Origin of the sequence: Salmonella sp. SA14318 (assembly GCF_029866905.1) — a bacterium.
In the GTDB taxonomy this organism is placed as follows: Bacteria; Pseudomonadota; Gammaproteobacteria; order Enterobacterales; family Enterobacteriaceae; genus Salmonella; species Salmonella enterica.
Map to the genome: position 1 here is coordinate 3,668,352 of NZ_CP123282.1, position 12,178 is coordinate 3,680,529.

Genomic DNA, 12,178 nt, shown 5'->3' on the forward strand with positions numbered 1-12,178 from the left:
ATGATAGGCGAAATATCGTCGCAATGGCAAGCGATACGCGGCCCTACGAAAACTAAGGGGTTAAGAAATAACCAGATGAAAAGGAAGGGTTAATAAATTAGACTGAAATGTTATTTATAGGGGATTTGCCGGATGGCGACGTAAGCGTCTTATTCGGCCTACGTCGCACATAATGGGGTCGTAACGGTGTAGACCGGGTAAGCACAGCGCCACCCGGCACTATTACCGTGATTAATTGCCGCCGAACATCTCCTTAATCCAGCCGGCAACGCCGTCGCTCTTCTCTTCTTTCGGCGGCTGTTGCTGCGCAGGCTGCTGCGGCTGAGACGACTGATCGAACGGATTGCCTGACGGCTGCTGTTGCTGCTGCATCATCTCGCCCTGCTGGCACAGCGTATTTGGATCGTCCGTCCAGACCGGCAGAGTGCGCATACCGCCGCTACAGACAAAATTACCGTCGTAATCAACGCCCATATCCACCACATCTTCCGGCGGCGTCAGAACTAAAGGCGTCGGCGTCTGGTTCGCCAGATAGCGCTGGTAAATCGCCATCGCGCCGCTGGCGCCGTACAATTTCGTCGGCTGGTTGTTATCACGGCCTACCCAGGTGATAGTCACCTGGCTGCCGTCGATACCGGCAAACCAGGTATCGACATTGTTGTTTGTCGTCCCGGTTTTACCCGCCAGATGCAGACCCGGATATTTCGCGCCAAGCTGACGCCCCGTACCACGCTGGACGACCTGCTGCATTGTCCAGAGCGTCAGGTAAGCCGCCTGTGCCGGTACGGCGCGTTCAGCTTGCGGATAACTTTGGTACAGCACCTTACCATCTTCCGCAATAACCGAACGCAGCGCTGATAACGGCGCGCGATTTCCGCCGCTGGCGATAGTCTGGAACGCTTGCGCCACTTCGATCGGCGTCAGGTTCAGCGCCCCTAACAGCATCGCCGGAACCGGATTGAGCTGATCTTTCGGCACGCCGAGCTTCGTCCAGGTATCGGTTACCGCCGGTAAACCTAACGCCATCCCCAGATTGACCGTCGGTACGTTCATTGAGCGAGTTAACGCATCCACCAGCATCACTTTCCCGCTTTCGCTGTAGCGACGATCGTCGTTCTGCGGCGACCAGACCTGACCATTCGGCTGGCGCAGAGAAATCGGCGCATCGGCAATCCAGGTGTTCAGACGGTATAAGTTCGGCTGACTTAACGCGGTCAGATAGGTCGCCGGTTTCGCCAGCGACCCGATGGAACGGCGCGCCTGCATGGCACGGTTATAGCCGGCATACTGCGGCTCCGCCCCGCCAACCATCGCGCGCACCTCGCCGCTAAAGCGATCCACTACCACCATCGCGGTTTCCAGATCGCTCAATTTACGCTGCTTCTTCAACGCCGGAATGCCTTCGACAACGGCTTTTTCTGCGGCATCCTGCGCCACGGAGTCAAAGGTGGTGAAGATCTTCACGCCGGAGAGATCTTTAATTTTATCCCCCAGCTTCGCCTGCAGTTCCTGACGAACCATCTGCATAAACGCTGGCTGCGGTGAAATAACGCCGCCGCGCGGCTGTACGCCAAGCGGACGCGCGCTCAGCATGTCATAGAGTTCCTGATCGATGATTTTCTGCTGCTGTAACAGGCGTAACACCAGGTTACGACGCTCCAGCGCCAGTTTCGGGTTGCGCCACGGGTTATAAATCGACGCCCCTTTTACCATCCCAACCAGTAACGCCTGCTGATCGAGGCTCAGTTCCTCTACCGGACGGCCAAAGTAATACAGGCTCGCCAGCGGAAAACCGCGAATTTCATTATCCCCGCTTTGACCGAGGTAGACCTCGTTCATGTACAGCTCAAGAATACGATCTTTACTGTAACGGGCATCCATGATCAGCGCCATGTAGGCTTCATTCGCTTTACGCCAGTATGATCTTTCGCTGGAGAGGAACAGGTTCTTCACCAGCTGCTGGGTTAGCGTACTGGCCCCCTGCACCGTACGTCCCGCCGTCAGGTTGGCCAGTACCGCACGCCCGATAGAGTAAAGACTAATGCCATCATGCTCATAGAAATGACGGTCTTCCGTCGCCAACAGCGTATCGACCAGCAGATCCGGGAAACCGCTGCGCGGGACGAATAAACGCTGCTCGCCATTTGGCGAAGAAAGCATGGTGATAAGCCGCGGATCGAGACGGAAGAAGCCAAACTGGCGGTTGTTATCCAGATTGACGATGGTTTCCAGACGCCCGTCACTGAACGTCAGCCGCGCGCGCACCTGCCCTTCTTTGCTGTCCGGGAAGTCAAACGGACGACGGATCATCTCAATGCTATTGGCCTGCACGGTAAATTCGCCGGGACGGGTCATCTTCGTCACCAGACGATACTGCGTCGCTTCCAGCAATTTCACCATCTCGTTTTTGCTGACAGGCATGTCTGGCTCAAGGTTCACCATCCGACCATATACCGCCGCCGGAAGCTGCCAGACCTTGCCATCAATACGGCTGCGGATTTTTTGATCCAGATAGACGCCGTAAATGGCGAACAGCACCACAAAAACGATAAACAGTTTTAGCAATAGCCACAGCCAGCCGCGCTTGCCACGAGGCTTACGCCCTTTGCCCTTACCTTTACGCGGCATCGGTTCTTCATCCTCATAGTCATCATCATAATCGTCGTCATGCTGCCGACGACGGCTCACCTTTTGTTTCACAGGACGTGACGGTTTCCCCTTACGTCCAATCGGCTCGCGGTCATTCCCCGCCATGCTTTTTCTCCGCAACATACAGGCGCAAAGGCCCGATTCTGTATTCTTCCGCCAGACGACAGAAGAAGAAATCTCTCAATTTACTCTTTTGCCGGATGGCGATTAACGCCTTATCCGGCCTGGAGGCAACGTATAACACGTCACGAATACTTCTTCGTGCGCCGCGTTGGGGCCGTATTCGCCGGATCGTCCGGCCAGACATGTTTGGGGTAACGGCCCTTCATCTCTTTTTGCACTTCGCGATACGCACCCTGCCAGAAAGCGCTTAAATCGCGTGTAATCTGTAGCGGTCGCTGCGCAGGCGAAAGCAGTTCCAGCACCAGCGGCACGCGGCCCTGAGCGATGGTTGGGGTCTTCGCTTCGCCAAACATTTCCTGCATTCTGACCGCCAGTGCGGGCGGGTTATCTTCATGATAACGAATCGTTATTCGGCTTCCCGTCGGCACAGTGTAATGCCCAGGCAGTTCACTATCCAGACGTTGCAGCATGGCATAGTCAAGCAGTCCCCGTAACGCCTGAGTCACATTCAGAGATTTCAGACTCCGTAACGACTGTACGCCTGTCATGTGCGGCAGCAACCAGTTTTCCAGAGTCGCCAGCAGCGACGCCTCATCCACGGCAGGCCAGTCATATTCCGGCAGCCATTTCGCCGCACAGTGTAGACGCAGACGGAACTGCTCCGCTTCCGGCGTCCAGTTAAGGACGGCCAGACCTCTATCGCGGATGCCGTTCAGCATCGCCTGATGAAGCTCCTCTTCAGACGGTTTCGCCAGTGGCTGAACGCTAACCGTCAACTGTCCAATACGCATTCTGCGCCACGCTTTCAACGTTCCCTGCGCTTCGTCCCATTCAACCGTGTCAGACTGGCGCAGTAAATCAGGACACGCCTGAATCAGCGAGGCAATATCCAGCGGCTGCGCCAACAATATTCGGGCGTCCGGCGAGGCGCTACCTTGCAGCAACAGCGGCGCGATCAACCATTCATGACGTCCCAACGCGTCATCCGCATCTAACATCGCGCCCATACCATTGGCTAACTGATAGCGCCCTTCCTGACCACGACGCCGCGCGATGCGGTCGCTAAACGCTCTGGCCAACAGCGGCATAATAAGCTCGCTATCCGGCTCGCCATTACGCACCTGCAGCCGTTTTAAAAGCTGCTGGCTACGCTGCTGCCAGCCCGGCTGTCGCCGCGAAAATAGCACGCTTAAATCCGTACCGCCGCCGCGCGGCGGGTCCTCAAGGATGGCCGCGAGCATGGCGGCGGTGGCGGCGCTGTCGCCCTCGTCGGCGTTGACTAACATCGCCGCCAGGCGCGGATCGTTACCCATTGCCGCCATTTTTTGCCCCCGCGCGCTTAACCGCTCGCCCTCCAGCGCGCCTAACATCAATAATAAACGGCGGGCGGCCTGAAGATTCACCTCCGGCGGCCTGTCCAGCCAGAAAAGCGATGCCGGATCGTGACATCCCCACTGCAACACCTCCATCAACAAACCGGAAAGGTCACTGTGTAAGATTTCCGGATCGCTTTGCGCCGCCGCCCGCTCCGCCTGTTCTTTGGCCAGCAGATGTAAACAGATACCCGGCGCCAGTCGTCCGGCGCGCCCCGCGCGCTGCGTCATTGACGCCTGACTGATACGCTGCGTAACCAGCCGCGTCAGTCCCGTTCGCGCGTCGAATCGCGCCACGCGCTCCTGAGCGCTATCGACGACCAGACGAATCCCTTCAATCGTCAAACTGGTTTCGGCAATGTTAGTCGCCAACACCACTTTACGCATCCCGGCGGGGGCGGGAACAATCGCTTTGCGTTGCGCTTCCAGAGACAATGCGCCATACAGCGGACAAAGCAGGACATCGCTCCCTACCCGCGACGCCAGATGTTCATGAACGCGCTGTATTTCGCCTACGCCGGGTAAGAATAGCAGCAGCGAACCGTTTTCATTGCGCAGCAGTTCCGCTGTCGCCATCGCGACGGCTTCATCAAAACGCAAATGCGCCGCGAGCGGCTGATAACGTCGCTCCACCGGGAACGCGCGCCCTTCCGAGACGATCGTCGGCGCATCAGGCAGTCGCTGACAGAGCCTGTCGTTATCCAGCGTCGCTGACATGATTAACAGCCTGAGATCGTCACGGAGCCCTTGCTGGATATCCAGCAACAGCGCCAACGCTAAATCCGCCTGTAAACTGCGCTCATGAAATTCATCCAGTATCACCAGCCCCACGCCGCGTAATTCGGGATCGCGCTGAATCATTCTGGTCAATACGCCTTCGGTCACCACTTCCAGCCGGGTACGCGGCCCCACGCAGCTTTGCGCGCGCATCCGGTAACCTACCGTTTCGCCAGGCTTTTCATTCAACGCTTCCGCCAGACGCTGCGCGACATTACGCGCCGCCAGACGACGCGGTTCAAGCAGAAGGATTTTTCCAGCAACCGGCCCCTGTTGCAGGAGTTGCAACGGCAACCAGGTAGATTTCCCCGCCCCGGTAGGCGCGGACAACAAAACCTGCGGCGCGGTTTTTAGGGCTGTCAACAATTCAGGCAATACGGCGGCAACGGGCAATGACGTCACAAACGGCTCCACGGGGTTAACTTTCTTTGCGCCGCATTGTAGCATCGTGTTAATCCATAACCGAGTATCCCTATGTCTGAGCCAAAACGGCTGTTTTTTGCGATTGACTTACCCGACGACGCGCGCGCGCAAATTATCGCCTGGCGCGCCGCCCATTTTGCGTCTGAAGACGGACGCCCCGTGGCAGCGGCGAACCTGCACCTGACGCTGGCCTTTTTAGGCGACGTCAGTAGCGATAAGCAGCGCGCGCTTGCGCAACTGGCCGGACGAATTCGCCAGCCGGGCTTTACGCTACATCTGGATGACGCCGGTCAGTGGCTGCGTTCGCGCGTGGTGTGGCTGGGGATGCGCCAGCCGCCGCGCGGGTTGTTGCAGTTGGCTAATATGCTGCGCGCGCAGGCCGCCCGCAGCGGTTGTTATCAAAGCCCGCAGCCTTTTCACCCGCATATTACGCTGCTGCGCGACGCCAGCCATGCGGTGGCTATCCCGCCGCCGGGCTTTTGCTGGTCATTTCCGGTCACGTCGTTTGCGCTTTACGCCTCTTCGTATGGGCAAGGCCGTACCCGCTATGCCGAGCTGCAGCGCTGGACGCTGGGCGAATAATAATGAAGGAATGTCGATGCTATTCTCACCCCCTTTACAACGCGCTACGCTGATTCAGCGCTATAAACGTTTTTTAGCCGATGTGATCACCCCTGACGGTACGACGCTTACGCTGCACTGTCCTAATACCGGCGCGATGACCGGCTGCGCCACGCCTGGCGATACCGTCTGGTATTCGACATCAGAAAATACTAAACGCAAATATCCGCATACCTGGGAATTGACTGAAACGCAATTCGGCGCATTCATTTGCGTGAATACGCTGCGGGCGAACCAGCTAACGAAAGAAGCGATTCAGGAGAATCGCCTGCCGGCGCTGGCGGGGTACAATATTCTGAAAAGTGAAGTCAAATATGGCGCCGAGCGCAGCCGTATAGATTTTATGTTACAGGCAGATTTCCGCCCGGACTGCTATATTGAAGTGAAATCGGTCACGTTAGCGGAAAAAGAAAACGGTTATTTTCCCGACGCCATCACCGAACGAGGGCAAAAACATCTTCGGGAGTTGATGGGCGTTGCGGCGGCAGGTCATCGCGCGGTGGTGGTGTTCGCGGTGCTGCACTCCGCCATTACACGTTTTTCACCCGCACGTCATATCGATATAAAATACGCGCAGCTATTGAGCGAGGCTCAGAATAAAGGCGTGGAAGTTTTAGCTTATAAAGCAGAACTTTCAGCCCAAAAAATGGAACTGAACGAACCAGTACCCATAACGTTGTAGTGGAATAACAGCCTGATTATTAAGTATTCTGGCCGCGTGCGTAAATACGCTTTTCCTCACAGGGTTGTCAAGTGTTACGTTTAGATAATTGCTATCCGGAAAAGCATCTGCTATTTATAGCGACCTGATTTTCCCCCGAACATGGGGATCGATAGTGCGTGTTAAGGAGAAGCAACATGCAAGAAGGGCAAAACCGTAAAACATCGTCCCTGAGTATTCTCGCCATCGCTGGGGTGGAGCCGTACCAGGAGAAACCGGGCGAAGAGTATATGAACGAAGCCCAGCTATCGCACTTCAAGCGTATTCTTGAAGCATGGCGTAATCAACTCCGGGATGAAGTCGATCGCACTGTGACGCACATGCAGGACGAAGCCGCCAACTTCCCCGATCCGGTCGATCGCGCCGCGCAGGAAGAGGAGTTTAGCCTGGAGTTACGTAATCGTGACCGTGAGCGCAAACTGATCAAAAAGATCGAGAAGACGCTGAAGAAAGTGGAAGATGAAGACTTCGGTTATTGCGAGTCCTGCGGGGTGGAGATTGGTATCCGCCGCCTGGAAGCGCGTCCAACAGCCGATCTGTGCATCGACTGCAAAACGCTGGCTGAAATTCGCGAAAAACAGATGGCGGGTTAATCCCGTTCGTTTCTACCCTATTTATGACAGGCGGGAGTTTTCCCGCCTTATTCTTTATTGCCCGCAGCATGACTGACTCACACTATATTGGCCGTTTCGCGCCGTCGCCATCCGGCGAACTGCATTTCGGCTCGTTAATCGCCGCCCTCGGCAGCTATCTACAAGCCCGTGCGCAACGCGGAATTTGGCGCGTTCGCATAGAGGATATCGACCCCCCACGTGAAGTTCCCGGTGCCGCAGCGACCATTCTGCGCCAGCTGGAACATTACGGCCTGCACTGGGATGGCGAGGTCTTATGGCAATCACAGCGTCATGAGGCTTATCGCGAGGCGCTGGCCTGGCTTCACGAGCAGGGACTGAGCTACTACTGCACTTGCCCCCGCTCGCGCATTCAACGTCTGGGCGGTATTTACGACGGCCATTGCCGGACGTTATGCCACGGGCCGGAGAATGCCGCCGTCAGAATTAAACAGCAGCATCCGGTGATGCGTTTCCATGATGCCTTGCGCGGCGACATCCAGGCTGACCCACAGCTGGCGAGCGAAGATTTTATTATCCACCGCCGCGACGGACTGTTTGCTTATAATCTGGCCGTGGTGGTCGACGATCATTTTCAGGGGGTGACGGAGATCGTCCGCGGCGCAGATTTAATCGAACCCACTGTCCGACAACTTTCTCTGTATAAACAGTTTGGCTGGCGTGCGCCTGGTTACGTGCACCTTCCGCTGGCGCTCAACGAACAAGGCGCTAAACTTTCCAAGCAAAATCATGCCCCTGCGCTTGCGACAGGCGATCCGCGCCCGGTACTGGTCCAGGCATTGCGCTTTTTAGGCCAACGCGACGTCGTAGCGTGGCAGGAGATGTCTGTTGAGGCGTTGCTGCGCTTTGCGGTGGAGCACTGGAGGCTTGCAGCCGTACCCACATCGGCTAATGTAAATCCGGCATTCTCAAATGCGTCTCGCTGAGCTATGATTAGCCGCTATTTTTGCTCATCGTCTTTCGCATTGCTGCGGCGTTAATGATGCTTACAGCCCAGGTCGCGTTGCTCTCTTACGCCCGTCTGCCGTAATGCGAAAGACATAGAGTAAGTTGATCTTATTAATGTATGACACTACCGAGGTGCGCTATTTTTACCCGAGTCGCTAATTTTTGCCGTAAGGTGTTAAGCCGCGAGGAGAGCGAGGCAGAACAAGCCGTCGCCCGTCCACATATGACGATTATCCCGCGTGAACAGCACGCTATCTCCCGCAAAGATATCAGTGAAAATGCCCTCAAGGTACTGTACAGGCTGAACAAAGCGGGCTATGAAGCCTACCTGGTCGGCGGCGGCGTCCGCGATCTCCTGCTCGGCAAAAAGCCGAAGGATTTCGACGTGACCACCAACGCAACACCGGATCAGGTACGGAAATTATTCCGCAATTGCCGTCTGGTGGGGCGTCGTTTCCGCCTGGCTCACGTGATGTTTGGCCCGGAAATTATCGAAGTGGCAACGTTTCGTGGTCATCATGAAGGCAGTGAAAGCGACCGTACGACCTCCCAGCGTGGGCAAAACGGTATGCTGCTGCGCGATAATATCTTCGGCTCTATCGAAGAAGATGCCCAGCGCCGCGATTTCACCATCAACAGCCTTTACTACAGCGTAGCGGATTTTACCGTGCGCGATTACGTCGGCGGAATGCAGGATCTGCAAGAAGGCGTGATTCGCCTGATCGGCAATCCGGAAACGCGCTACCGCGAAGATCCGGTTCGAATGCTGCGCGCCGTGCGTTTCGCTGCGAAGCTCAATATGCGTATCAGCCCTGAAACGGCTGAGCCAATCCCGCGTCTGGCTACCTTGCTAAACGACATTCCTCCCGCGCGCCTGTTCGAAGAGTCGCTGAAGCTGCTGCAGGCGGGGAACGGTTTTGAAACCTATCAACAACTGCGGGAATACAACCTCTTCCAGCCGTTGTTTCCTACCATTACGCGTTATTTCACCGAAAACGGCGACAGCGCAATGGAACGCATCATTGCGCAGGTGTTGAAGAATACGGATAACCGCATCCGTAACGAAATGCGCGTTAATCCGGCATTTTTGTTTGCCGCCATGTTCTGGTATCCGCTGCTGGAGATGGCGCAAAAAATCGCTCAGGAGAGCGGTCTGGCCTATTACGACGCTTTCGCGCTGGCCATGAATGATGTGCTGGATGAGGCCTGCCGTTCACTGGCGATCCCGAAACGCCTTACCACGCTTACCCGTGATATTTGGCAGCTTCAGTTACGGATGTCGCGACGTCAGGGCAAACGCGCCTGGAAACTGATGGAACATCCCAAATTCCGCGCCGCGTTTGATTTACTGGAGCTGCGCGCTCAGGTGGAAAATAATACTGAACTGCAACGTCTGGCGCAGTGGTGGGCCGAGTTTCAGGCTTCCGCGCCGCCGGAACAAAAAGGGATGCTCAACGAGCTGGACGACGATCCTGCTCCACGCCGCCGCCGTTCACGTCCGCGCAAACGCGCGCCGCGCCGCGAGGGCACCGTATGACGATCGCGTATATCGCGCTTGGCAGTAATCTGGCCTCTCCGCTGGAGCAGGTCAATGCCGCCCTGAAGGCTATCGCCGACATTCCCGATAGCCGTATCGTCACGGTGTCTTCGTTTTACCGCACGCCGCCGCTTGGTCCACAGGATCAGCCGGACTACCTGAACGCCGCGGTGGCGCTGGATACCGCCCTCGCCCCCGAAGAATTGCTTAACCATACCCAGCGCATTGAGCTGCAACAGGGCCGGGTGCGCAAAGCCGAACGCTGGGGGCCGCGCACGCTGGATCTCGACATTATGCTGTTTGGCGATGAAGTCATTAACACCGACCGTCTGACCGTACCGCACTACGACATGAAAAACCGCGGTTTTATGCTGTGGCCGCTGTTTGAAATCGCTCCTGATCTGATCTTTCCGGATGGTATCAGCCTGCATCAGCATCTCACCCATCTTGGTGCTGCAAAACCCGCCCACTGGTAAAACATCGCCTCCCCTTTAGCGTTTACTGCTTTAGCGCCAAACGATTGCTTAAATCAATTGCCCCCCTGAATATGACTGTTAGAATGCCGGGAAATATAACTTTTACCATCAGGAAACGTTATGAAACCCACCACCATTTCACTGCTGCAGAAATGCAAGCAAGAGAAAAAACGCTTCGCGACAATTACCGCCTACGACTACAGCTTCGCTAAGTTATTTGCCGACGAAGGTATCAATGTGATGCTGGTTGGCGACTCGCTGGGCATGACGATTCAGGGGCATGACTCCACTCTGCCTGTCACCGTGGAAGATATCGCTTACCACACTCGTGCCGTGCGACGTGGCGCGCCCAACTGCCTGTTGCTCTCCGACCTGCCGTTTATGGCTTACGCCACCCCGGAACAGGCGTTTGAAAACGCGGCTATCGTGATGCGTGCGGGGGCCAATATGGTCAAAATTGAAGGCGGCGCCTGGCTGGTTGATACGGTGAAAATGCTCACCGAACGCGCCGTGCCGGTTTGTGGTCATCTGGGGCTAACGCCACAGTCGGTGAATATCTTCGGCGGCTATAAAATTCAGGGCCGCGGCGATGCAGGGCAAGTGCTGCTGGATGACGCGCTGGCTTTAGAAGCGGCTGGCGCTCAACTGCTGGTGCTGGAGTGCGTGCCGGTTGAGCTGGCGAAGCGCGTCACGGAAGCGCTGTCGATTCCGGTGATCGGCATCGGCGCGGGCAACGTCACCGACGGTCAGATCCTGGTGATGCACGATGCGTTTGGCATCACCGGCGGCCATATTCCCAAATTCGCGAAAAATTTCCTTGCCGAGGCGGGCGACATGCGCGCCGCCGTACGGCAGTATATGGCTGAAGTGGAGTCCGGCGTTTATCCGGGCGAAGAACACAGCTTTCACTAATTTTTCTGACCGTGCCGGATGGCGACGCGACGCGTCTTATCCGGCCTACAGATCCTCAACGGATGTAGGCCTGATAAGCGCAGCGCCATCGGGCAGGATCATCAAGCAACTCAAGGAGTTTTGTTGTGCTAATCATTGAAACCCTGCCGCTGCTGCGCCAGCATATTCGTCGTCTGCGTCAGGAAGGTAAACGCGTCGCACTGGTTCCCACCATGGGCAACCTGCACGACGGCCATATGAAGCTGGTCGATGAGGCAAAAGCCCGGGCTGATGTGGTGATCGTCAGCATTTTCGTCAACCCGATGCAGTTTGACCGGCCGGACGATCTGGTGCGTTATCCGCGCACGCTGCAGGAAGATTGTGAAAAGCTGAACAAACGCAAAGTCGATTATGTCTTTGCGCCAGCCGTTGAGGAAATCTACCCACAGGGGCTGGAAGGCCAGACGTACGTTGATGTTCCCGGCCTCTCTACCATGCTGGAAGGCGCCAGCCGTCCGGGCCACTTCCGCGGCGTCTCGACTATCGTCAGCAAGCTGTTCAACCTGATCCAGCCGGATATCGCCTGCTTTGGCGAGAAGGATTTCCAGCAACTGGCGCTGATCCGCAAAATGGTGGCGGATATGAGTTATGACATTGAGATCGTCGGCGTGCCGATTATTCGCGCCAAAGACGGTCTGGCGCTCAGCTCACGTAACAGTTATCTGACCGCAGAGCAGCGCAAAATTGCGCCGGGTCTACACAACGTGATGAATAGCATCGCTGAAAAACTGATTGCGGGTAATCGTGAGCTGCAAGAGATTATCGCCATTGCCGAACAGGAACTGAATGAAAAAGGCTTCCGTGCCGACGACATTCAAATCCGTGATGCCGACACGCTGCAGGAGCTGACGGAAACCAGCAAACGCGCAGTGATTCTGGCCGCCGCCTGGCTGGGTCAGGCGCGTCTGATCGATAATCAAAGCGTTACATTAGCCCAGTAGACAGGG

Annotated in this window: 10 protein-coding genes; 8 read left to right on the forward strand and 2 right to left on the reverse strand. The window is 56.3% G+C overall.

Features of this window, described 5'->3' with window-relative positions:
* Positions 1-231 precede the first annotated feature (231 nt).
* Positions 232-2,754, reverse strand: coding sequence for a bifunctional glycosyl transferase/transpeptidase (mrcB, locus tag QEN32_RS17590; protein ID WP_000918127.1), 2,523 nt, complete (start codon positions 2,752-2,754; stop codon positions 232-234).
* A 140-nt stretch (positions 2,755-2,894) separates the two neighbouring features.
* Positions 2,895-5,324 carry an ATP-dependent helicase HrpB gene (gene hrpB / locus QEN32_RS17595; RefSeq protein WP_265322077.1) on the reverse strand — a complete coding sequence of 810 codons (2,430 nt, stop codon included), beginning with the start codon at positions 5,322-5,324 and terminating at the stop codon, positions 2,895-2,897.
* A gap of 72 nt (positions 5,325-5,396) precedes the next feature.
* On the opposite strand from hrpB, the gene thpR reads away from it, so the two are divergent.
* From thpR to panC, 8 genes are all read left to right on the forward strand, one after another.
* Complete coding sequence (gene thpR / locus QEN32_RS17600) at positions 5,397-5,927, forward strand: RNA 2',3'-cyclic phosphodiesterase (RefSeq protein ID WP_001294177.1); 531 nt, start codon at positions 5,397-5,399, stop codon at positions 5,925-5,927.
* Between the two features lie 16 nt (positions 5,928-5,943).
* Positions 5,944-6,648 carry a DNA/RNA nuclease SfsA gene (gene sfsA, locus QEN32_RS17605; RefSeq protein WP_000899408.1) on the forward strand — a complete coding sequence of 235 codons (705 nt, stop codon included), beginning with the start codon at positions 5,944-5,946 and terminating at the stop codon, positions 6,646-6,648.
* Positions 6,649-6,824: 176 nt separating this feature from the next.
* The gene (gene dksA, locus QEN32_RS17610) at positions 6,825-7,280 is read left to right on the forward strand and encodes an RNA polymerase-binding protein DksA (protein WP_001155232.1); all 456 of its coding nucleotides are present in this window, start codon (positions 6,825-6,827) and stop codon (positions 7,278-7,280) included.
* A gap of 68 nt (positions 7,281-7,348) precedes the next feature.
* The gene (gluQRS, locus tag QEN32_RS17615; protein ID WP_265321994.1) at positions 7,349-8,245 is read left to right on the forward strand and encodes a tRNA glutamyl-Q(34) synthetase GluQRS; all 897 of its coding nucleotides are present in this window, start codon (positions 7,349-7,351) and stop codon (positions 8,243-8,245) included.
* A gap of 161 nt (positions 8,246-8,406) precedes the next feature.
* Entirely contained in the window at positions 8,407-9,804 is a 1,398-nt protein-coding gene (pcnB, locus tag QEN32_RS17620) for a polynucleotide adenylyltransferase PcnB (protein ID WP_204355897.1), read from the forward strand.
* Positions 9,801-10,280: a 2-amino-4-hydroxy-6-hydroxymethyldihydropteridine diphosphokinase gene (gene folK / locus QEN32_RS17625; protein ID WP_000150777.1), complete on the forward strand. Its 480-nt coding sequence runs from the start codon at positions 9,801-9,803 to the stop codon at positions 10,278-10,280. The genes pcnB and folK overlap by 4 nt, the downstream gene beginning before the upstream one ends.
* Before the next feature lie 120 nt (positions 10,281-10,400).
* Positions 10,401-11,192 carry a 3-methyl-2-oxobutanoate hydroxymethyltransferase gene (gene panB / locus QEN32_RS17630; RefSeq protein ID WP_023993177.1) on the forward strand — a complete coding sequence of 264 codons (792 nt, stop codon included), beginning with the start codon at positions 10,401-10,403 and terminating at the stop codon, positions 11,190-11,192.
* 125 nt (positions 11,193-11,317) lie between these two features.
* A complete protein-coding gene (panC, locus tag QEN32_RS17635) occupies positions 11,318-12,172 on the forward strand; it encodes a pantoate--beta-alanine ligase (RefSeq protein ID WP_000905350.1) in 855 nt (284 codons plus the stop codon).
* The last annotated feature ends 6 nt before the right edge of the window (positions 12,173-12,178 follow it).

Bases quoted from the DNA above. Each gene is read 5' to 3' on its own strand.
- dksA (WP_001155232.1), top strand. From the start codon at position 6,825: ATGCAAGAAGGGCAAAACCGTAAAACATCGTCCCTGAGTATTCTCGCC.
- mrcB (WP_000918127.1), bottom strand. From the start codon at position 2,754: ATGGCGGGGAATGACCGCGAGCCGATTGGACGTAAGGGGAAACCGTCA.
- panB (WP_023993177.1), top strand. From the start codon at position 10,401: ATGAAACCCACCACCATTTCACTGCTGCAGAAATGCAAGCAAGAGAAA.
- sfsA (WP_000899408.1), top strand. From the start codon at position 5,944: ATGCTATTCTCACCCCCTTTACAACGCGCTACGCTGATTCAGCGCTAT.
- folK (WP_000150777.1), top strand. From the start codon at position 9,801: ATGACGATCGCGTATATCGCGCTTGGCAGTAATCTGGCCTCTCCGCTG.
- gluQRS (WP_265321994.1), top strand. From the start codon at position 7,349: ATGACTGACTCACACTATATTGGCCGTTTCGCGCCGTCGCCATCCGGC.
- thpR (WP_001294177.1), top strand. From the start codon at position 5,397: ATGTCTGAGCCAAAACGGCTGTTTTTTGCGATTGACTTACCCGACGAC.